This window comes from Zoogloea sp. GW822-FHT05C07, from assembly GCF_058800215.1.
In genome coordinates, this window is sequence record NZ_CM179510.1 from 4976950 (window position 1) to 4998713 (window position 21764).

Annotated in this window: 19 protein-coding genes; 9 read left to right on the plus strand and 10 right to left on the minus strand. The window is 67.8% G+C overall.

The window, feature by feature from the left end; all coding sequences use genetic code 11:
- Positions 1–23: 23 nt before the first annotated feature.
- Genes AC3QL2_RS22895 through AC3QL2_RS22905 form a run of 3 tightly spaced genes read left to right on the plus strand, consistent with a single transcriptional unit; the run spans position 24 to position 2559 of the window.
- Positions 24–980, plus strand: a complete 957-nt coding sequence (locus tag AC3QL2_RS22895) for a thiamine pyrophosphate-dependent dehydrogenase E1 component subunit alpha (RefSeq protein WP_493232623.1) — start codon at positions 24–26, stop codon at positions 978–980.
- A 9-nt stretch (positions 981–989) separates the two neighbouring features.
- Positions 990–1958 (plus strand): alpha-ketoacid dehydrogenase subunit beta, encoded by a 969-nt coding sequence (locus tag AC3QL2_RS22900; protein ID WP_493232625.1) that lies wholly within the window; start codon positions 990–992, stop codon positions 1956–1958.
- Between the two features lie 31 nt (positions 1959–1989).
- Positions 1990–2559, plus strand: coding sequence for a c-type cytochrome (locus AC3QL2_RS22905; protein WP_493232627.1), 570 nt, complete (start codon positions 1990–1992; stop codon positions 2557–2559).
- 59 nt (positions 2560–2618) lie between these two features.
- Here AC3QL2_RS22905 and AC3QL2_RS22910 read toward each other — a convergent pair whose 3' ends face one another.
- From AC3QL2_RS22910 to zwf, 7 genes are all read right to left on the minus strand, one after another.
- On the minus strand, positions 2619–3572 hold the full coding sequence (locus AC3QL2_RS22910; RefSeq protein ID WP_493232628.1) for a carbohydrate kinase family protein: 954 nt from the start codon (positions 3570–3572) through the stop codon (positions 2619–2621).
- Between the two features lie 72 nt (positions 3573–3644).
- Positions 3645–4577, minus strand: a complete 933-nt coding sequence (locus AC3QL2_RS22915) for an ABC transporter substrate-binding protein (RefSeq protein ID WP_493232630.1) — start codon at positions 4575–4577, stop codon at positions 3645–3647.
- Positions 4578–4654: 77 nt separating this feature from the next.
- Positions 4655–5659: an ABC transporter permease subunit gene (locus tag AC3QL2_RS22920; RefSeq protein ID WP_493232631.1), complete on the minus strand. Its 1005-nt coding sequence runs from the start codon at positions 5657–5659 to the stop codon at positions 4655–4657.
- 54 nt (positions 5660–5713) lie between these two features.
- Positions 5714–7252 (minus strand): sugar ABC transporter ATP-binding protein, encoded by a 1539-nt coding sequence (locus tag AC3QL2_RS22925; protein ID WP_493232632.1) that lies wholly within the window; start codon positions 7250–7252, stop codon positions 5714–5716.
- Positions 7242–8489, minus strand: coding sequence for an ROK family transcriptional regulator (locus AC3QL2_RS22930; RefSeq protein ID WP_493232633.1), 1248 nt, complete (start codon positions 8487–8489; stop codon positions 7242–7244). Before AC3QL2_RS22930 ends, AC3QL2_RS22925 begins: the two co-directional genes overlap by 11 nt.
- Positions 8490–8609: 120 nt before the next feature.
- Positions 8610–9596, minus strand: a complete 987-nt coding sequence (locus tag AC3QL2_RS22935; RefSeq protein WP_493232634.1) for a glucokinase — start codon at positions 9594–9596, stop codon at positions 8610–8612.
- Between the two features lie 17 nt (positions 9597–9613).
- Positions 9614–11074, minus strand: coding sequence for a glucose-6-phosphate dehydrogenase (gene zwf, locus AC3QL2_RS22940; RefSeq protein WP_493232635.1), 1461 nt, complete (start codon positions 11072–11074; stop codon positions 9614–9616).
- Between the two features lie 407 nt (positions 11075–11481).
- Here zwf and AC3QL2_RS22945 point away from each other — a divergent pair, with 407 nt between their 5' ends.
- The 5 genes from AC3QL2_RS22945 (at position 11482) to AC3QL2_RS22965 (ending at position 17296) form a co-directional block, all read left to right on the plus strand.
- A complete protein-coding gene (locus AC3QL2_RS22945; RefSeq protein WP_493232636.1) occupies positions 11482–12798 on the plus strand; it encodes a maltoporin in 1317 nt (438 codons plus the stop codon).
- Positions 12799–12993: 195 nt separating this feature from the next.
- On the plus strand, positions 12994–14250 hold the full coding sequence (locus AC3QL2_RS22950; protein ID WP_493232637.1) for an ABC transporter substrate-binding protein: 1257 nt from the start codon (positions 12994–12996) through the stop codon (positions 14248–14250).
- Positions 14251–14343: 93 nt separating this feature from the next.
- Positions 14344–15282, plus strand: coding sequence for a carbohydrate ABC transporter permease (locus tag AC3QL2_RS22955; protein WP_493232638.1), 939 nt, complete (start codon positions 14344–14346; stop codon positions 15280–15282).
- A complete protein-coding gene (locus AC3QL2_RS22960) occupies positions 15275–16156 on the plus strand; it encodes a carbohydrate ABC transporter permease (RefSeq protein ID WP_481114228.1) in 882 nt (293 codons plus the stop codon). Before AC3QL2_RS22955 ends, AC3QL2_RS22960 begins: the two co-directional genes overlap by 8 nt.
- 27 nt (positions 16157–16183) lie before the next feature.
- On the plus strand, positions 16184–17296 hold the full coding sequence (locus AC3QL2_RS22965; protein WP_493232640.1) for an ABC transporter ATP-binding protein: 1113 nt from the start codon (positions 16184–16186) through the stop codon (positions 17294–17296).
- Positions 17297–17319: 23 nt separating this feature from the next.
- On the opposite strand, the gene AC3QL2_RS22970 is transcribed toward AC3QL2_RS22965, so the two are convergent.
- Genes AC3QL2_RS22970 through AC3QL2_RS22980 form a run of 3 tightly spaced genes read right to left on the minus strand, consistent with a single transcriptional unit; the run spans position 17320 to position 19624 of the window.
- Positions 17320–17808, minus strand: a complete 489-nt coding sequence (locus AC3QL2_RS22970; protein WP_493232641.1) for a heme-degrading domain-containing protein — start codon at positions 17806–17808, stop codon at positions 17320–17322.
- Positions 17799–18869: an oxidoreductase gene (locus tag AC3QL2_RS22975; protein ID WP_493232642.1), complete on the minus strand. Its 1071-nt coding sequence runs from the start codon at positions 18867–18869 to the stop codon at positions 17799–17801. The genes AC3QL2_RS22970 and AC3QL2_RS22975 overlap by 10 nt, the downstream gene beginning before the upstream one ends.
- On the minus strand, positions 18866–19624 hold the full coding sequence (locus tag AC3QL2_RS22980; protein WP_493232643.1) for a DeoR/GlpR family DNA-binding transcription regulator: 759 nt from the start codon (positions 19622–19624) through the stop codon (positions 18866–18868). Before AC3QL2_RS22980 ends, AC3QL2_RS22975 begins: the two co-directional genes overlap by 4 nt.
- A 136-nt stretch (positions 19625–19760) precedes the next feature.
- Here AC3QL2_RS22980 and AC3QL2_RS22985 point away from each other — a divergent pair, with 136 nt between their 5' ends.
- The gene (locus tag AC3QL2_RS22985; RefSeq protein WP_493232644.1) at positions 19761–21701 is read left to right on the plus strand and encodes a glucokinase; all 1941 of its coding nucleotides are present in this window, start codon (positions 19761–19763) and stop codon (positions 21699–21701) included.
- The last annotated feature ends 63 nt before the right edge of the window (positions 21702–21764 follow it).

Consider the following 21764-nt stretch of genomic DNA (forward strand, 5'->3'; position numbering starts at 1 on the left):
ATCGATCAACGACGGGAGACGTCATGGCAACCCAAACCCCCGATGCGCGCCAGCTTCTCGAGCAGATGATGCTGGTGCGCGCCTACGAAGAAGCGATCATCGCCGGCAGTCAGGCCGGCAAGGTGCCGGGCACCTGCACCTCGGTCGGACAGGAGGCCGCCGCAGTGGGTGTCGTCAATGCGCTGGTGGCGGAAGACCTGATCCTCACCAACCACCGCAGCTCGGGCCACCTGCTGGCCCGTGGCGCCGACCCTGGCCGCATGCTGGCCGAGGTGATGGGGCGCAGCGGCGGCTATTGCGGCGGCCACAGCGGCTCGCTGCACATCTCGGTGAAGGAACTGGGTGTGGTGCTCACCTCCACCATCGTCGGTGCGGAATTGTCCCTGGCGCCGGGCGTGGCCCTGTCCCAGAAGATGCTCGGCCGGCCCGGCATCGTGGCCTGCTTCTTCGGCGATGGCGCCGCCTGCGAGGGCAGCTTCCACGAGTCCATCAACCTGGCGGCCCTGTGGAACCTGCCGGTGCTCTACATCTGTGAGAACAACCACTGGCAGGCCTTCGTGCATCGCCGCGAGGCGATGTGCAAGGACCACGTGTCGGAGTGGGGCGCGTCCTACGGCATTCCGTCCCGCACCGTAGACGGCAACGATGTGGCGGCGGTGCTGGCGGCGGCCCAGGAGGCGGCGGCCCAGGTGCGCGAGAGCGGCCGGCCCTACCTGCTGGAAACCTATACCTACCGCACCCGCGGCCACTTCGAGCCGGACGACCAGGCCTATGTGGACCCGGCCGAGCGGGAAGCGTGGGTGGCCCGCGACCCGATCAAGCTGAGCCGCGAACGGTTGATCGCCGACGGCCAGCTCAGCGCCGCCCAGGCCGACGGGCTGGCCGACAAGGTGTCGACCCGCATCGCCGCCGCCCAGGCTTTCGCCGATGCGTCGCCTTTCCCTTCCACCGACGCGCTGACCCGCTTCGTCTACGCCTGAGGAATTTCCATGACCACCCTGACTTTGCTTGACGCCGTCGGCGCCGCGCTCACCGAGGAAATGCGCCGCGACCAGACCGTCATCGCCTTCGGCGAAGGCATCGCCACCAAGCGCCACGATCTGGTGCAGGAATTCGGCGCCCTGCGGGTGCGCAACACGCCGCTGGCCGAGGGCATCATCGCCGGCACGGCGGTGGGCGCCGCCGGCACCGGCCTGCGCCCGGTCATCGACCTGCTGTTCGCGCCTTTCATGTGCTACGCGATGGACGAGATCGTGAACAGCGCCGGCAAGCTGCGCTTCATGTCCGGCGGGCAATTCTCCTTCCCCCTCGTCGCCTTGGCGCAGACCGGCGCCGGCTGGGGCGTGGGCGCCCAGCACAACCACAACGTGGAGGCGTGGTTCGTGCACAGCCCCGGCCTCAAGGTGGTGATGCCGAGCAACCCGGCCGACGCCAAAGGCCTCTTGAAGGCGGCCATCCGCGATGACAACCCGGTGATGTTCTTCATGGATATCGGCCTGCTCTACGTACCTGGCGAGGTGCCGGCGGGTGAGGTGGTCATCCCGCTCGGCAAGGCCGCCGTGGCCCGTGAGGGCACGGACGTGAGCCTGGTGTCCTATGGCAAGACGGTGCATCACTGCCTGCAGGCCGCCGAGGCGCTGGCGGGGCAGGGCATCTCGGCGGAAGTCCTCGACCTGCGTAGCCTCAAGCCGCTGGATGAGGACGCGATCCTGGCCTCGGTCAGCAAAACCGGCCGGCTGGTCGTCGTGCATGAAGCCAACAAGCTGTGCGGCGTCGGTGCGGAGATTGCCGCGCTGGTTGCCGAGCAGGCCTTTGCCGCGTTGAAGGCGCCCATCGTGCGCCTCGGCGGCCCCGACGCCCCGGTGGCGTCCAGCTATCCGCTCGAACAGGCCTTTGTGCCCCAGGCGGATGCCATTGCCGCGACTGCTGTCCGCCTGTGTGGCCGACAGCGCGTCTGATCACTTTCAACCCAGGACAGGAGTTTCCATCATGTGCCCCGATACCAAGAACAAGGTCACCTTTGCCATTTTCGCCATTGCCTGCGGCATGCTGGCCTCCCCGAGTTTTGCGGGAGACAGCGGTCAGGTCAAACGCGGTGCAGCCCTCGTTAGCATTGGCGGCTGCATGGACTGCCACACGCCGTTCAAGATGGGCCCCAACGGCCCCGAGAAGGATGTCTCCCGCGGCCTGTCGGGCCATCCTGAGGAGCTGCTCCTGCCGCCGCCGCCGCAACTGGCCGCCGCCTGGAACTGGGCCGGCGCGGCGACCATGACGGCCTTCGTGGGGCCGTGGGGCACGAGCTATTCGGCCAACCTGACGCCGGACAAGGAGACCGGCATCGGTGCCTGGACCGAGAAGCAATTCATCCACAACCTGCGCACCGGCAAGCACGTGAGCGGGGCGCGGCCGATCATGCCGCCGATGCCGTGGCCGGCGCTGGCAAAGCTTTCCGACCAGGACCTGCGCGCAGTGTTCGCGTATCTCAAGGCCCAGCCCGCCATCCGCAACAAGGTGCCTGACTACCAGCCGCCGACGGGGACGCTGACCAAGGCCGACTGAGCCGTACAGTCTCGCTTCGACGTGAAAGGCCGCCCCGATCCGGGCGGCCTTTCACGCTTTCAGGCGGCGACGCAGGCCGGGCCGACTTCCGCTTTGCGGGGCAGGTCGGCCCCGCGGCGCGAGCAGGTCAGCGCGGCGGCCCGCGCCGCGTAGCCGAGCATCGCCGCGAGCTCGTCGCTGCGGAGCGTTTCCAGCGCATCCGGCGACAGGCGTCCGCCGTCGGCCAGCCAGGTCAGCATCGCGGCCTGGAAGGTGTCGCCGGCGCCGACGGTGTCCTGCAGGTCCACCGGCACGCCGGGCACCTGGGCGCTGGTGCGGGCTGACCACGCCACGGCGCCGTCGGCACCGCGGGTCACCACCACCAGCCGGGCACCGCGGGCCAGCATGCGGCGGGCGAAATCCTCGGGCGACAGGTCGTCGTAGAGCAGGCGCACGTCCTCGTCGCTGATCTTGATCAGGTGGGCGAGGGTGGACAGGGTGTCCACACGGGCGTGCCAGCGGGCCAGGGACGGCTCCACGTTGAGGCGCACGTTGGGGTCGTAGGCGATCAGACGCTGGCCGCATTCGCGCCGGACCAGGGTTTCCAGCGCACCGGCGGTGGGCTCGACGACCGTCGCATAGGAGCCCAGGTGGATCGCGCGGATCGCCGGGTCGAGGGTCGGCAGCGCGGCGATGTCGAGGCGCCGGTCGGCCGCGCCGTCGCCGTAGAAGGCGTAGGCAGGCACGCCCTGGTCGTCGAGGCCGACCAGGCCGAGGGTGGTGGGCGCCGCCAGGCGCTGCACGGTGGCTGTTTCAACACCTTCCGAACGCAGCTTGGCGACGAGGCGTTCGCCGAGCATGTCGCGGGAGATGCCGGCCAGGAAGGACACCGGCTGGCCGAGGCGGGCCAGGCCGATGGCCACGTTGAAGGGCGAGCCGCCGGGGTGGGCTTCCAGCTTGAGGACATCGGAGCCGGCAGCAGCATTGCCGTTGATGAAGACGTCGAAGAGGGCTTCGCCGCAGACGAGGAACATGGTGGCACTCCGGACTGGGCGGCGCGGCCCCGGAAAGGGCACCGCGCCGGCATTGGACGGGACGGACGGGGCTCAGCGCGGGGACGACCAGCCCTTGTAGGCGGCGATGTTGGCGCGGGTCACCAGCGTGGATGGCATCAGCACCATCGGGCTGGCCGGGCGCTTGCCGTTGACGATGTCCTGGGCAATGTCCACCGCCTTCTGGGCCATGGCCCACGGGTCCTGGCTGGCGGAGGCTTCCACCTGGGTGTTGCCCTTGAGGGCGCCTTCGATGTCGGGCGCGCCGTCCACCGAAGTGATCACCAGGTTGTTGCGCTTGAACTGGCGGGCCGCCAGATCGGTGCCGATGGCCTGAGGGTCGTTGATGGTGAACACCGCGTCGATCTTCGGGAAGCGGGTCAGGTGGCCCTGCATCACGTTCATGCCGCCTTCGCGGGAGCCCTTGCCGTCCTGGTCGTCCGACAAGACCTTGATGCCGGCCGTCTTGGTCAGCACGCCCTTGCAGCCGTTCACCCGGTCCACCACGGCGGATACCTGCGGGCCGTTCTGGATGATCACGTTGCCCTTGCCGCCGAGTTTCTGGACGATGTACTCGCAGGCGATGCGGCCGGCCTGCACGTTGTCGGTCTGTACTGTCGCGTCGGCGCCGACGGCGGCCACATCCACCGCCACCACTACGATGCCGGCCTTCTGGGCCTTCTTCACCGCCGGCTCGATGGCCTTCGGATCGGCGGCGTTGAGCAGGATCATGTCCACGCTGGCGGCGATGAAGTTGTCGATCTGCGTGAATTGCTTGTTGAGGTCGTAGTCGGCCGACAGGGTGGTGACCTTGGCATTGGGGTTGAGCTGCTTGGCGCGGGCTTCGGCGCCCTTCGCGATGGTCACGAAGAAGGGATTGCCGAGGGAGCCGAGGGTGATCCCCACCGACTTGATCTCCTTGGCGGCGGCGCTGCCGGCGGCGAGGGCGAGGATCAGCGCGGTGGCGAGGGTCTTGGACTTGAACATGATGCGTGTCTCCGTGCCGGCTTTGTCGAAAATCCCCGCGCGGTGCCGGCATCCCGGCGGGGCGTAGTGGGGTTTGATTACGTGCGGGCGCCGGACTGGCGATAGCGATCCAGCGCGACGGCACCGATGATCACCAGGCCCTTCACGATGTACTGCCAGATGTCGGACACGCCGAGCAGCACCAGGCCGTTGGAGAGGACCGCGATGATCAGTGCGCCGATCAGCGTGCCGACGATGGAGCCGACGCCGCCGACGAAGCTGGTGCCGCCGAGGATCACTGCGGCGATGGCGTCGAGTTCATAGGACTGGCCGAGCTGCAGGCCGTTGGCGGCGAACAGGCGGGCCGAGGTCATCACCGCGCCGAGGCCGGACAGCAGGCCGGACATGGCATACACGAAGAGCAGCACCTTCCACACCTTGATGCCGGACAGGCGCGCCGCTTCCGGATTGCCGCCGACCGAGTAGATCTGCACGCCCAGCACGGTGCGGCGCAGGATGAACCAGGACAGCACCACCACCGCGGCGGCGATGATGACCAGCCAGGGCACACCGAGCACCGCGCCGTTGCCGATGAAGGCGAAGGGCAGGTCGGGGTTGAAGATGGTCTTGTCGTCGCCGAGCAGACGGGCCACGCCGCGCATGGCGGTCAGCGCGCCGAGGGTGACGATGAAGGGCGGCAGCCGCACGAAGGCGATCAGGCTGCCGTTCACCAGCCCGCAGGCGAGGCCGGCCAGCAGGCCCGCCGCCACGCCGAGCATGCCGGCGCCGGGGATGTTGGAGGCCAGCATGGTGACCACCGCGGCAGCGGCGAGGATGGAGCCGACCGACAGGTCGATGCCGCCGGTGAGGATCACGAAGGTCATGCCGGCGGCGAGGACCACGTTGATGGACGCCTGCTGGGCCACGATGGAGGCGTTCTGCAGGCTGAAAAAGCCGTCGGCCAGGGTGCCGAAGCCGATGCACAGCAGGATCAGCACGGGCAGCATGCCGACGCTGCGCATCAGCTGGCGCAGGCGTTCCGTGGTGGACGGGGCCGGGGTTTGCGGGAGGTTGGCGACGACGCCGCTGACTTGGGTGCTCATGGATGTCTCCTCGGTCGAGGTGGATTTGTTGTGGTGTTGCGGTGCTTTTGGGGCTCAGGCGGCGGCCAGAAGGGTCTGGCGGGCGCCGGTGGCGTATTCGATGATGGTGGTCTGCTCGATGGGCTCGCCGGAATGGCCACCCAGTTCGGCGACCAGCTCGCCTTCGCGCATTACCAGCACCCGGTCGGCGGTGCCGACGATCTCGGGCAGCTCGCTGGAGATGACGACGATGGCCACGCCGCTCTGGGCGAGCTCGTTGATGATCCGGTAGATCTCCGACTTGGCGCCGATGTCCACGCCGCGGGTCGGCTCGTCGAGGATCAGCACGCGAGGCTTGATCTCCAGCAGACGCGACAGCAGTACCTTCTGCTGGTTGCCGCCGGACAGGGCGCCGACGTTGCGCCGTGCGTCGCCGACGCGGATACCCAGCGAGGCGATGGCCGCTGCGGCGCGGGCCTTGCCGCGAGCACGGTCGATCAGACCGCCGGGGTGAGCGTCGAGGCTGCAGGCGCACACGTTGATGTTGTCGCGCACGCTCATGTCGAGGAACAGGCCCTGGGCCTTGCGGTCCTCGGTGAGGTACACAAGACCGGCGCGGATTGCGTCGAGGGGTGTGCGGACGTCCACCGGCAGGCCGTCGATGTGGATTTCGCCGCTGCTGCGCGGGTCGGCGCCGAACACCATGCGGGCCAGCTCGGTGCGGCCGGCGCCCACCAGCCCGGCGATGCCGAGGACTTCGCCGGCGTGCACGTCGAAGCTGCAGTCGCGCACGCGCTTGCCGTCACCGATGTGGCGGGTCGCCAGCACCACGCGGCCGGGGTCGTAGGCGGCGTGCTCCTTGGTGTAGAAGCCGGACAGGTCGCGGCCGACCATCATCTGCACCAGGCTCTCGGCGGAGAGGGCCGCGCGTTCCAGCGTGCCGACGTAGGTGCCGTCGCGCAGCACCGAGACCCGGTCGGACAGGTCGTAGATCTCCGACATGCGGTGGCTGATGTAGATGATCGCCAGGCCGTCGGCGCGCAGCTGGCGGATCAGCGCGAACAGGCGGTCGGTCTCCCGCGAGGACAGCGGCGTGGTCGGCTCGTCCATGACCAGGATGCGTGCCTCGGCGTGCAGGGCGCGGGCGATCTCAACCAGCTGGCGTTCGGCGATGGACAGGCTGGCCACTTCGGTGGTGGGCCCGAAGCTCGCCCCGAGGCGACGCAGAATGCCGGCGCAGGCGGCTTGCATCGCCTTGCGGTCCACCAGCCCGTGGCGGCGCAGCTCGCGGCCCAGGTAGATGTTCTCGGCAACGCTGAGGTTGGGGCACAGGCTCAGCTCCTGGTAGATCACCGCGATGCCGAGGGCCTTGGCGGAGAGCGGGCCTTCGATGGTCACGGCCTTGCCGTCGACCCGGATCTCGGCACCTGCGTCGGGCACGTAGGCGCCGGACAGGATTTTCATCAGCGTGGACTTGCCGGCGCCGTTCTCGCCCATCAGCGAGTGGATTTCGCCGGCACGAATCGACAACTGCACGTCCTTGAGGGCCTTGACCCCGGGAAAGGTCTTCGAGATATGCCGCATCTCGAGGATGGGGCAGGCGTCATTGCTCATGGTGCATCTCCTCCGAACGGTGGGCGTCCCGGCGCAGGATTTCGGTGCGCGGGGAGAAGTTGAAGAACAGGGGCAGGCTGGCGGCGCCAATGGCGCCAGCGTCGGAGCCGAAGCTACCGCGCACCAGCTCGGGTACGCCGCGGGCTTCCGGCGCGTTGTTGGCGAGGGCGCGATGAAGGCGCTGGATCAGCGCGTCCACCAGGCCGGCGTCGATGTCGGCATCCACCACCACGGCGGGCAGGTCGAGCAGGCACAGGCTGGCGCGCAGCACCGGCGCCAGCGCATCGACGCAGTCGTCCAGCCATTCCTCGACGGCTGGGTGGCGCTGGCGCACACATTCGGCCAGGTCGTCGAGGGATTCGGCGGCGGCGCCCCAGTGGCGCAGGTGGCGGGCCAGCGCATGCAGCGAGGCGCGGGACAGCAGCAGGTCCCAGGCACCGGCCGGGCGCGGGCTGGAGGCCAGGCGGCCAGGCGGCACGGGCATCACCGCGATATCGCCGGCGTTGCCCTGGGTGCCGCGCAGGCAGTCGCCGTCCAGCGCGATGCCGCAGCCGATGACCGGGCCGAGGAAGACGTACAGGAAGTCGTCGTGCTCCTGGCCGCAGCCGTGGAACAGCTCGGCGATGGCGGCGGCGTTGCCGTCGTTCTCGCTGAAGACCGGCAGGCCGCTGGTTTCGCCGAGTTCGTAGGCGAAGTCGTAGTCGTCCCAGTCGTGAAAGTGCGCTTCGGCCATGTCCAGCTCACGCAACCAGGCGCCCAGGTTGTAGGGCTGGGCGACGCCGATGCCGGTGAGGCGGCGCCGTTCGCTGTCGCCGAGGGTGGCGAGCACGGCGTCCACGTCGGCGGCGACGATGGCCAGCGCCTCCTGTGGCGGCGGCAGCACCCGGTGATGGACGCGGCGCGCCAGGATGTGGCCGCCGAAGTCGAGCAGGGCGGTCTCGATGCTGTCCCGGTCGAGGCGCACGCCGATGGCGAAGGCGCCCTTCGGGTTGAGGCGGATCAGCGACGCCGGCTGGCCGCGCTGGCCTTCCGCCCGGCGGCCGGTAAATTCGATCAGGCCGGCTTCCTCGAGGGCCTGGATGATGGTGCCGACGGCTGTGCTGGTGAGGCCGGTGGCCCGCGCCAGGTCGGCCTTGGAGGCCTGGCCGCCGCGGCGCAGGGCCTGCAGCAGCAGGCGTTCGTTATAGCGCCGCAGGCGGATCGAGTTGCGGCCACGGCCGGCGCGGGGATAGTTCATGGTGGTCTCCTCGTCCCGCTGTTTGTTAAATCAGGCTGGTTTAATTAATCGGCCGGAACTGGTTTAGGGCTTTGTCGGCTTCAGTGCCGCGCAGCACCTATCGGGCTGCGCGGCCTGTGCTCAGGGCACCGTGGCGACGAAGCCCGGTGCGTCGCGCTCCAGCGCGCGAGCGGCGCCGGCGAGGCCGGGGTAGGGCGCGCGGATCACGTAGGTGGGGATGCGCGCCAGGTAGTCGCTGAAGCGTCCCTTCTGCTCGAAGCGGGCGCGGAAGGGCGAATGGGCGAAGTAGCTGCCGAGCTTGGGCACGATGCCGCCGCCGATGTACACCCCGCCGCGGGCGCCGAGCACCAGGGCCAGGTTGGCGGCGACGGTGCCGAGCATCGCGCAGAAGATCTCCAGGCTCTCGGCGCAGTAGGCGCAGCTGCCGTCGAGGCCGCGGGTGCTGATCTCTGCTGCCGTGAGCGCCTCGGTTGCCACACCGTGGCGGCGCGTCACCGCCTCGTACAGCGCTTCGAGGCCGGGGCCGGACAGCACGCGCTCGGCCGATACATGCGGGAAGCGCTGCCCGAGCAGGGCCACGATCTCGGCCTCGCGGCTGTCGCTGGCGGCCAGCGTGACGTGGCCGCCCTCGCCGTTGAGGGGGATGAAGTCGTCGCCGCAGGGCACCAGGCCGGAGATGCCCAGGCCGGTGCCGGCACCGATCAAGGCGCGCGGGGCGTGGAGGTCCGGTGTGCCGTCGCCGATCTGCTCCAGCTCGTCCGCCGCCAGCGTCGGCAGGGCCAGGGCCAGTACCGTGAAGTCGTTGAGGACGCGCAGCTGCTGCAGGTCGAGGGCGGCGCGCAGGCCTTCGATGGAGAAGGACCAGTGGTGGTTGGTCATGCTCACCTCGTCACCGGTCACCGGGTTGGCGATGCCGATGGCGGCGCGCTGCAGGCGGGCTACGCCGACCTGCGCCATGTAGTGGCGGATTGCCGCGGCGGGTGTGTCGTGATCCGCGCAGGGCAGGGTCAGCACGTCGCTGAACGGGGCGCCGGGCGCACGTACCAGCGCGAAGCGGGCGTTGGTGCCGCCGATGTCGCCGATCAGGTCGGGAGCGGGAGTCGTCATGATGTCGGGCTCAGGGCTTACAGTTCTTCGTGCCAGTTGAAGCCGTCGCGGCCGAGCAGGGCGCTCGCCGCGGCGGGGCCCCAGGTGCCGGCGGTGTAGGGCTTCGGTGCCTCGCCGCCGTCGCGCCACGCATCCATGATCGGTTCGACCCACGACCAGGCGGCTTCCTGCTCGTCGCGGCGCACGAACAGGGTCAGGTTGCCGCGCATCACGTCCATCAGCAGGCGCTCGTAGGCCTCCAGCCGGCGCGTGCGGAAGGTTTCGGCGAAGTCCAGGTTGAGGTGCACCGGACGCAGCTGGATCACGTCGCCGGGCTGCTTGGCGAACAGGTGGAGCTGCACGGTCTCGTCCGGCTGCATCTGGATCACCATCCGGTTGGTGTGGGTGGTGTCGGCCGGCGCGCCGAAGATGGAGTGGGGCACCGCGCGGAAGTTGATGACGATCTCGGCGACCTTCTCCTGCATGCGCTTGCCGGTGCGCAGGTAGAAGGGCACGCCGGCCCAGCGCCAGGTGTCCAGTTCGGCCTTGATGGCGACGAAGGTCTCGGTGCGGCTGTCGGATGGAATGCCAGCTTCCTGCAGATAGCCGGGCACCGGCTGGCCGCCGCTGGCGCCGGCGCGGTACTGGCCGCGCACGGTGCGGGTGGACACGGCCGGGCCGGTGATCGGACGCAGTGCGCGCAGGATCTTCAGCTTTTCGTCGCGCACCGCATCGGCGGCGATGGAGGCGGGCGGTTCCATGGCGACGATGCACAAGAGCTGCAGCAGGTGGTTCTGCACCATGTCGCGCATCGCGCCAGCCTTGTCGTAGAAGTCGCCGCGGGATTCCACGCCAAGCTGCTCGGCGACGGTGATCTGCACGTCGCGCACCCACTCGCGCCGCCACAGGGGTTCGAACAGCGCGTTGCCGAAGCGCAGGGCCAGCAGGTTCTGCACCGGCTCCTTACCCAGGTAGTGGTCGATGCGGTAGATCTGGTCTTCGCCGAAATAGCGGCCCACCTCGTCGTTGATCTGGCGGGACGAGGCGAGGTCGTGGCCGAGGGGCTTCTCCAGCACCACCCGGCTGCGGCCGTGGATCAGCCCGGCGCCGGCCAGGTTGCGGCAGGTGGCGGAGAACAGGCTCGGTGAGGTGGACAGGTAGTACACCCGCTCGCGGGATGCCGCTTCGCCGAGGCGCTCGGCAAGGGCGGCGTAGCTGGCCGGCTCGAGGGCGTCGATAGCCAGGTAGTCGATCCGCTCGCAGAAGCGGGCCCATTCCGTCGTGTCGAAATCTGCGCCTAGATACTGCTCGCAGTTGCGCGTGGCGATCTCCAGGTAGGCCTGCGTGTCGAGCGTTTCCCGCGCCACCGCGATGAGCCGTGCGCCGGCGGGCAGCAGGCCGTCCTTCTGCAGGTGATAGAGCGCCGGCAGCAGCTTGCGCATCACCAGGTCGCCGGTGCCGCCAAACAGCACCAGGTCGAGTTCCTTGATATCCCGCATCTCCGTTCCTTCATGTGCGTGCGATGCATGAGAGCGTCGCGTTGTTTTATCTAGTATGTAGTAAAAGTACGGAAAAGCAAGGGGATTTTATTTTAAGATAAATTTGTTAGTGCATTTTTGTAGTTGCGCACAGTCTTTGTAATGAGGCCATTCCTGTCATCTGCCAGCGAAAGAGTGCTTTGATACTGGGGTTTCGACACGTAGCGACGGGGCTGAACAAAGATTTTGTTCTATCTCGCTTGTGTTTTATTTGTAGCTTAACTACACTCGAATCCAGTTAAACAAAACTACATTTACTTCGTGGGTGGTCGGAAAAGAGGGGTTCCGGCCGGTGGCCTGAAGTCGGGGCGGCCCGCGGTGGATGTAATTGATGGCTTTGAAAACCAAGTGAGAAAACTGGAGGAGACATGAAGCAGAAAATGATCAACCCGTCCCTGCTGGCAGCCAGCGTGCTGGCGGCCCTCAGCGCCAGCGCGATGGCGGACGGTTCGGTGCCGATCGATTTCAACGGCTACTTCCGCGCCGGCACGGGTGGAACGTCGAAGGGCGGGCAGCAGACCTGCTTCAAGCTGGCCGGCGCTGCATCCAAGTACCGTCTCGGCAACGAATGCGAGACCTACGGCGAGCTGGCGCTGGGTGCTCAGCTCTACAAGATGCCGGACAGCGACACGACCTTCCGCGTTCATACCCGCCTGGCGATCAATGCGCCGCAGGACCTGGACTCGGGCAGCACGACCACCAGTTGGGCGGAAGCCTGGGCCGAGGCCGACAAGATCGGCAGTGGCGCCTTCGCCAATGCCCGCCTGTGGGCTGGCAAGCGCTTCTACCAGCGTAACGATGTACACATCACCGACTTCTATTTCTGGAACAACAGCGGCAACGGCGGCGGCATCGAGAACGTCGATGTGGGCGTCGGCAAGCTGAGCTACGCCTACCGCCGCAACAGTGGCGCGGTGAAGACCGGCTCGAAGACCGAGTTCTACCTGGACCCGAACGACGGCCTCACCAAGACCCGCCTGGTGGACGTGAACAGCACCTCGGCGATCAGCGGCCACGACTTCCGCCTCGGCGGCATCCCGGTCAATCCGGGCGGCGAACTGACCATCGGTATCGACTTCCGTTTCGCCGACAACTCCGACGCCGCCAAGGCCGCCGGTATCAGCAACAGCAACGGCCAGATGTACAACCTGATGCACACCCAGAACAACGTGCTCGGCGGCTTCAACCGGATCGCGCTGCAGTACGGCCGCGGCGTGGTGGCCAACCTGTCGCCGGGCGCGCCGGCCTTCGGTGCGAGCAGCAGCGACAAGGCCTGGCGTGTCGTCGAGCAGCTGATGGTGCAGCCGGAAGGCACCAACTGGACCGGCATGGGCACCTTTGTCTACGAAGACCAGATCGGCAAGCAGAAGTGGATTTCCTACGGCGCCCGTCCCCAGTACCACTTCAACGACAAGTGGAGCCTGGCGGTGGATTTCGGCCACGACGAAGTCAAGCCGGACGGCGGCGACCGCCGCACGCTGAACAAGATCACCATCGCACCGCAGATCTCGGCGGGGCGCCAGTTTTTCTCCCGCCCTGCGTTGCGGGCTTTTTACACCTACGCCAAGTGGAACGACGCCGCCCAGGCCGCTGCGCCGGCCGGGGATACGCTGTCGGCGACGGGTGTGTTCGGTTCTTCCACCAACGGCAGCACCTTCGGCATCCAGGCCGAAGCCTGGTGGTGATCGGGTCCGGTTCGCCGGGGATGGCGCGGAGGGTGTCTTCCCCTCTCCCTAGTGCGCCCTCCGTGTTATCCCCGGCAGATCCGGACACCGTTTTGTGATGTGATCGCGAAAATCCCGGCCGGTGTGGCGCAGCTTGTCGCCACGGCCCGCCGGGCCATACTCAAGAATGAATCTGCTTCCCCAGGAGGAAGAGCGATGAAGACCCTGATCAAGACCCTGCACGCCGCGCTGATGACCACCTCCCTGCTGGCCGCGGCCGGCGCCCAGGCCGCCGACGTGGAAGTGCTGCACTGGTGGACCGCCGGCGGCGAGGCCCGCTCGGTGGCCGAGTTGAAGAAGATGCTCGAGGCCAAGGGCCACAAGTGGAAGGACTTCGCGGTGGCCGGCGGCGGCGGCGAGAACGCCATGACTGTGCTGAAGTCCCGCGTGGTGTCCGGCAATCCGCCGACCGCCGCACAGATCAAGGGGCCGAGCATCCAGGAGTGGGGCGCCGAAGGCGTGCTGGCCAACATGAACGACGTGGCCAAGGTCGGTAACTGGGACGGCCTGCTGCCGCCCGTCGTGGCCAACGTGATGAAGTACAAGGGCAACTACGTGGCGGTGCCGGTGAATGTGCACCGGGTGAACTGGATGTGGGCCAACCCGGAAGTCTTCAAGAAGGCCGGGGTGGCGATTCCCAAGACCTGGGACGAATTCCCCGCTGCTGCCGAGAAGCTGCAGAAGGCCGGCTTCATCCCGGTGGCCCACGGCGGCCAGCCCTGGCAGGACTTCACGGTGTTCGAATCGGTGGTGATGGGCGTCGGCGGCCCGGCTTTCTACAAGAAGGCGCTGGTAGACCTGGACCAGGCCTCGCTGAAGGGCCCGACGATGATCAAGGCGCTGGAAACCCTGCAGATGGTGCGCAAGTACATCGACAAGGACGCCGCCAACCGGGACTGGAACCTGGCCACCGCGATGGTCATCAACGGCAAGGCGGCCATGCAGTTCATGGGCGACTGGGCCAAGGGCGAGTTCAGTGCTGCCGGCAAGAAGCCTGGCAAGGACTACGTGTGCCTGCCCGCGCCGGGCACCGCCAACGCCTTCACCTTCAACATCGACAGCCTGGTGATGTTCACGCAGAAGTCGGCCGACGCGAAGAAGGGCCAGCAGGACCTCGCCACCGCGGTGATGAGCCCCGAGTTCCAGGAAGTCTTCAACCTCAACAAGGGCTCGATCCCGGCCCGCCAGGGCATGGACCTCGCCAAGTTCGACGACTGCGCCAAGCAGTCCGCCGCCGACTTCACCGCCAGTGCCAAGAGCGGCGGGCTGGTGCCGAGCATCGCCCACCAGATGGCGGTGCCGGCAGCAACCGCCGGGGCGATCCAGGACGTGGTGACCCAGTTCTTCAACAGCCACACGATGACGCCCAAGGCCGCCGCCGACAAGCTGGCCCTGGCCGCGAAGGTCCGGTAACAGCGCAGCAAGAACGGCCCGGCCACCAATGAGCCGGGCCCGTGATAACAGATCCCGCCGCGGCAGCGCCGCGGACGGGGTGGAGGACGACAAATGAACGCGACGGTGCTTTCTTCAACCACCGCTCCGGCGGCCCGGCCTGCACGGCGCTGCCGATGGTGCGACACCCTGGATGCGTGGCTGCCGAAGCTGGTGGTGGCGCCTACCTTCGTGTGCTCCCTGGTCTTCGTGTATGGCTACATCCTGTGGACCGCGGTGCTCTCCCTGACCCCCTCGCGCCTGCTGCCGAACTACGAGTTCGCCGGCCTGGCCCAGTACGAGGCCCTGTTCGACAACGAGCGCTGGTGGCAGGCCCTGTCCAACCTGGCCGTGTTCGGCGGCGGCTTCATCGTCATCTGCCTGGCCGTCGGCCTGCTGCTGGCGGTGCTGCTGGACCAGAAGATCCGCGCCGAGGGCTTCATCCGCTCGATTTACCTGTACCCGATGGCGCTGTCCTTCATCGTCACCGGCACGGCCTGGAAGTGGATACTCAATCCGGAGTTCGGCATCGAGAAGCTGGTGCACGACTGGGGCTTCACCAGCTTCACCTTCGATTGGCTGATCGATCCGGAGTGGTCCATCTACACCGTGATCGTCGCCGCCGTGTGGCAGTCGTCGGGCTTCGTGATGGCGTTGTTCCTGGCCGGCCTGCGTGGCATCGACGACTCGATCATCAAGGCGGCCCAGGTGGACGGCGCCTCGATGCCGACGATCTACCGCCGCATCATCATCCCGAGCCTGCGCCCGGTGTTCTTCTCCAGCTTCATGATCCTGGCCCACATCGCGGTCAAGAGCTTCGACCTGGTGATGGCCCTGACCAACGGCGGGCCGGGCTTCTCCAGCGACCTGCCGGCGACCTTCATGTACTCCTTCGCCTTCACGCGCAACCAGATCGGCCTCGGCGCCGCCAGCGCGATGATGATGCTGATGATCGTGGTGGCTGTCATCGTTCCCTTCATGTATTCGGAAATGCGGAGGTCCCGCCATGGCTGACATGTCTGTTGCTCACACCGCGGGCGCCTCGAAGCTTGGCCGCTTCATCATCTACGGGCTGCTGGCGCTGGTATGCCTGTACTACCTGATGCCGCTGTTCGTGATGTTGTCCACCTCGCTGAAGAGCCTCGACGAGATCCGCGCCGGCAACCTGCTGTCGCTGCCCGGCGAGTTTCGCACCGACGCCTGGGTGAAGGCCTGGGATTCGGCTTGCACCGGCGTGCAGTGCGAGGGCCTCAAGGGCTTCTTCTGGAACTCGGTGTCCTTCGTGGTGCCGGCGGTGGTTATCTCGACGATGATCGGCGCCTTCAACGGCTACGCGCTGACCATGTACCGCTTCCGCGGCAGCGACCTGGTGTTCGGCATGCTGATGATCGGCTGCTTCATCCCCTTCCAGGTGGTGCTGCTACCGATGGCCCAGACCCTCGGTGCGCTGGGCATCGCCAACTCGACGGTCGGCCTGGTCTTCGTGCATGTGGTGTATGGCGCGGCCTTCACGACGCTGTTCTTCCGCAACTACTACGTGACGATCCCGGACGAGCTGGTGAAGGCGGCCAAGATCGACGGCGCCGGCTTCCTGCGCATCTTCTTCAGCATCATCCTGCCGCTGTCGGTGCCGATCATCGTGGTCAGCGTGATCTGGCAATTCACCCAGGTGTGGAACGACTTCCTGTTCGGCGTGGTGTTCTCGTCCGGCGACCGCCAGCCGATCACCGTGGCGCTGAACAACCTCGTGAATACCTCCACCGGGGTCAAGGAATACAACGTGGACATGGCCGCCGCCATCATCGCGGCGCTGCCGACCCTGCTGGTGTACATCGTTGCCGGCAAGTACTTCGTGCGTGGCCTGACCGCCGGTGCGGTCAAAGGCTGACAAGACAAATACAGGAGTGAGACGAAAATGGGCGCTTTATCCATCCGCAACGTGCGCAAGTCCTATCACGGCAACGAGATCCTGAAGGGCATCGACCTCGAGATCGACAAGGGCGAGTTCCTGATCCTGGTTGGCCCGTCCGGCTGCGGCAAGTCGACGCTGCTGTCGATGATCGCCGGCCTGGACAGCGTGACCTCCGGCGAGATCCGCATCGGCGACCGGGTCGTCAACGACCTCAGCCCGAAGGATCGGGACATCGCGATGGTCTTCCAGTCCTACGCGCTGTATCCCAACATGACGGTGCGCGAGAACATCTCCTTCGGCCTGCAGATCCGCAAGGTGCCGGCCGCCGAACAGGCGCGCATCGTCGAGCGCGTCGCCAACACGCTGCAGATCGGCCATCTGCTCGATCGCAAGCCGTCCCAGCTGTCCGGCGGCCAGCGCCAGCGGGTGGCGATGGGCCGGGCGATCTCCCGCGAGCCGTCGCTGTTCCTGTTCGACGAGCCGCTGTCGAACCTGGACGCCAAGCTGCGCGTCGAGATGCGTACCGAGATCAAGCTGCTGCACCAGCGCATGGGCACCAGCATCGTCTATGTGACCCACGACCAGATCGAGGCGATGACCCTCGGCGACAAGATCGCCGTGATGAAGGCCGGCGAGGTGCAGCAGTTCGGCACCCCGCAGGAGATCTACGACAACCCGGCGAACCTCTTCGTGGCCGGCTTCATGGGCTCGCCGTCGATGAACTTCATTCCCGCCAAGGTGGAGGCTGTTGGCGGCGGCTACGGCGTGAAGCTGGAGAGCGGCCAGCGCACCCACGTCTTCCCGGTGCCGGGTGGCGACGGCAAGCTGAAGGCCTGGGAGGGCAGGGAAGTGCTGTTCGGCATCCGCCCGGAGCAGATCACCCACAAGAGCGAATCCCGCGTCGGCCTGCCCCAGTTCCAGACCGCCGAGATGCCGATCCGCCTGACCGAGCCGACCGGGCCGGACACCATGGTGCTGGTGCCGATCAACGGCAAGGATGTGGTGTGCCGCGTCCATCCGGCCCACGCCGGCCAGCCGGGCGAGTCGATGGAGCTGATGTTCGACCTGTCCAAGTCGGTGTTCTTCGACCCGGCCAGCGAGCAGCGCATCGCCTGAGCCCCCGCCGGCCTTGCTTGGACTCAGGCAGGCGGCGGTGAATAACTCAAGCCCAGTTCGGCACTCAGCGCCTCGACCACCAGCTCATGGTCGTCGCGCTGGGGCAGGCCGGAGACTGCCACGTAACCAATGACGGCGGCGCCTTCCACGTAGAGTGGAAAGGCGCCGCCGTGGCTTGCATAGTCGGCGGCCGGCAGGCCGTAGCGGCTCGTCAGGTCGCCGCCTTTCTGCTGCAGGCTCAGGCCGATGGCGTAGGAGCTGCGCAGGAAGCGCGTCACCACGTTGCCCTTGCGGCGGATCCAGTCGCCGTTGTCCGGCGTCGTGCCGGGCAGAGCAGCGTAAAACAGCAGCTGGCCGCAACGGCGGACCTCGATGGCGATGGCCAGCCCGCGCTCCACGGCCATGCTGCGCAGGCGGGTGCCGAGGCGCCACGCAACGTCCTCGTCGAAGCGGGGCAGGTGCAGGGTGGCTTCGTGGGCGGCGACGCGGGCAATCTCTTCGTTCAGTTCCATGCGGCACGCTCCTGCTCAGTCAGTTCCAGGCCGGTGCGCTGGCCGCTGGAGGCGCTGCGTCGGGCGGCATCGATGACGGCCATCACCGCCAGTGCTTGGTGGGCCGGTACCGGGTTGGGCGCACCTTCCCGCAATGCCGCATGGATGCCCGCGTAGTAGGCCGGGTAATCGCCGCGCGGCAACGGCGATGTGGTGGTCGAACCGGCGGCGGCATACAGCGTGGGAGCCTGCGAATCAAGCCCCCAGTCGGGCGTGCCCGGGCGCAGGCCGGCCTTGAGCTGGTCTTCCTGGCCGTCCAGCCCGTATTTGATCCAACTCCCCGCCGTGCCGTGGGCGGCGAAGCGCGGCATGCCGCCGGCCACCAGCATCGAGGCGCGCAGCGTGACCTGCAGTTGGCCATAGTCCAGGTCCACCTGCGCCCAGTCATCCGTCTCGGCACCGTCCCGCTGGATGGCGAAGCGTGCCGATACGCTGTCCGGCAGACCGAAGAGTTGCAGGGCCTGATCGACGAGGTGCGGACCCAGGTCATACCACACGCCGCCGCCGGCCACCGCCTGCTCGCGCCAGCGGGCGCGCACTTCCGGGCGGAAGCGCTCGAAGCGGGATTCGAGCTGTGTCGGACGGCCGAGAAGACCGTCGGTGAGCAGCGCGCGCAGGGCCAGGAAGTCCGCGTCCCAGCGGCGGTTATGGAAGACCGACAGCAGGCGGCCATGCTGTTCGGCGAGGCGGATCAACTCGCGGGCTTCGGCCAATTCGACGGTGAAGGGCTTGTCCACGACCACGTGCTTGCCGGCGGTGAGCGCCGCGGCAGCGAGCGGTGCGTGGGTGTCGTTGGGGCTGGCGATGACCACCAGCTCGATGTCCGGGGCGTGGATGGCGGCCAGAGGATCGGCCACGACGCGGGCCTCTGGCCGGTCGGCAGCAACGGCCTGGCCCTGGCTGGAGGCGATGCAGGCGAGGCGCAGGCCGGGCGTGCTGGCGATCAGCGGAGCGTGGAAGGTCTTGCCGGCATTGCCGTAGCCGATCAGTGCGACCGGGATGGATTGGGCGGTTGTCGTCATTGGCTTTGCTCTCCGGTGGTGTCGAGGGCGGTTTGCGCGAGGCCGGTAGGCAGCTCGGTTTTGAAGGGCTGGTCGCAGAACAGCCGCGTGAAATCGTCCAGCGGGGCGACCGCATGTGGGGCGAGGGTGTCGAACTTGAGATGGTCGGTGGCCAGCCAGTGGGTTTCGCTGCAGGCCAGCATCGCGCGCTTGACCTCGGCGTCGCCGGCTTCGGTGGCGGTCAGCCCGTGGCGCGGGTGCAGCGCGCAGGCGCCGAGGATGGCCAGGTCAACGCGGTAGCGCCGTACGGTATCCACCGTGGAGGGGCCGCGGAACAGACGCTGGCGCGCGTCCCACTCGCCGCCGGCCAGCACCAGCGTGATCTCCGGCCGGGCGCTCAGCGCCTGTGCGACATCCAGCGAGTGGGTGACGACCCGGTGCGGCCCGCGCAGCGCCCGCGCGACGGCCAGCAGCGTTGAGCCGGCGTCGAGCATCAGGGATGCGCCCGGCGGAATCGCCTCGGCGACGGCGCGGCCGAGGGTGTCCTTCACTTCCGGCAGCACCGCATCGCGGGCCGTACGGGGCAGCGCGTGCATGTCGGCCAGCACCGCGCCGCCGTGGCTACGGATCAGCAGGCCCTGGGCTTCCAGGTGTTTCAGATCGCGGCGGATGGTGTCGTCGGATACACGGAGCGCGGCGGCGAGTTCGAGGATGCCGGCCTGGCCGCTGTTGGCCAGGTGCTGGAGGAGGGCGCGGTGACGGGTGGCAGGCAGCATGGAGTCCGCAGGGGGATGGAATGCACGCAATTTTATTTGCGGAAATGTGCGGAAGTATACGGTTTTGTGAAAAACTCATCGCGATGGCCCGCCCGGACGGTATTGGCGCCCGCTTGCGTTATGCTTGGGGCCAGATTTGAAAAGCATCAGCGAACAGGAGAAGCACGTGGGAGGAGCAATGGCCGCCGGCTGGGACATGCAGGGCAACGAAGCGGGCGGGGCGCTGTACGACAGCGGCCCGCGCCTGCTGGCCGACGTGGGGGCGACCAATGCGCGTTTCGCGCTGGAGACCGCGCCGGGCCGGCTGGAGCAGCTGGCGGTGCTGACCTGTGCGGACTATCCGGGCTTCGTGGCGGTGGTGCAGGCCTACTTTGCCGGCCTGCGCGGGCCGCGGCCGCGCCATGCGGCGGTAGCCATCGCCAACCCCATCGACGGCGACTTCGTGAAGATGACCAACCGGGACTGGCAGTTCTCCATCGAGGAGGCGCGCCGCGGCCTGGACCTGGACACCTTGCTGGTCGTCAACGACTTCACCGCGCTGGCCATGTCCCTGCCGTATCTCGGCAACCCGCAGCGGCGCCAGGTCGGCGGTGGCGAGGCGCGCCAGAATGCGGTGATCGGCCTGATCGGCCCCGGCACCGGCCTGGGCGTCTCCGGCCTGATTCCTGCCGAGGACCGCTGGATCACGCTGGGTTCGGAAGGTGGCCACGTCAGCTTTGCGCCGGCCGATGAGCGTGAGGTGTTCATCCTGCAGTACGCGTGGAAGGAGCTGCCCCACGTGTCCGCCGAGCGCCTGGTGTCCGGCCCCGGCCTGGAGCTGATCTACCGGGCACTGGCCGCACGCAATGGCGTCGAGGCGCCCAGCCGCAGCGCGCCGGACATCGTGCAGGCGGTGCTGTCCGGCGATACCGGCCTGTGCGCCGAGGCGGTGGAGTGCTTCTGCGCGATGCTCGGCACGGTGGCCGCCGACGTGGCGGTAACGCTCGGCGCGGTGGGCGGCATCTACATCGGCGCGGGCATCGTGCCGCGCCTCGGCGAGGTGTTCGACCGTTCGGCCTTCCGCCAGCGTTTCGAGAGCAAGGGCCGTTTTGCCGACTACCTGGCGCAGATCCCGACCTATGTGATCACTGCCGCCAACCCGGCCTTCCTCGGGGTGGCGGCAATCCTGGGCGCCCACCTGCAGCGCGGCGAGTCGGAGAGCCCGATGCTCGGCAACATCCGCCGCGCCAAGGCCAGCCTGAGCCCGGCGGAGCAGCGCGTCGCCCAGTTCCTGCTAAGCCAGCCGCGCATGTTCCTCAACGAGCCGATCGTCGAGATCGCCCGCCATTCGGAAGTCAGCCAGCCGACGGTGATCCGCTTCTGCCGCTCGCTGGGTTTCCAGGGCCTGGCCGAGTTCAAGCGCAAGCTCGCGTCGGGGATCAGCGGCACGGTGCCGGTGCGCCACAGCCAGGTGCGACTTGGCGATTCGGCGCCGGACCTGTCGGTGAAGGTGCTCGACAACACGGTTTCTGCGATCCTGCGCTTCCGCGACAGCCTTGACCCGGAAGCCGTCGAGAAGGCCATCGCGCTGCTGCAGAAGGCGCGGCGCATCGAGTTCTACGGCATGGGCAACTCGGCGGTGGTGGCCATCGACGGCCAGCACAAGTTCTTCCGCTTCCGCATCCCGACGGTGGCTTACTCCGACTCGCGCCTGCAGATGATGGCGGCGGAGCTGCTTGGCAAGGACGACGTGGTGGTGGCGGTGTCCCGCTCCGGCGCGATGGCCGACATCCTGCAGGCGGTGGACCTGGCACTGGCCGCCGGCGCGAGCGTCATCGCCATCACCACCAGCAATTCGCCGCTGGCCGCCAAGGCCACCGTGGCGCTGGCGGTGGACCACGCGGAGGACGGCACCAGCTACATCTCGATGGTGTCGCGCATCCTGCACCTGCTGATGATCGACATCCTGGCCGTCGGCGTGGCCGTGCGCCTGCTCGACCCGGCCGCCGCCGACCGGGAGCTGGGCAAGGGTCTGACCGGCGCGGTCGGCACACCCGCTCCGGGCGGACTCGGCAATTTGATCTCCCACGCCAGTTAAGGCATGCAGAGTGGTCCACCCGCGGCAGCCTGGCTCCCGCGGGTGGAAGGCTTGCCGGTATTA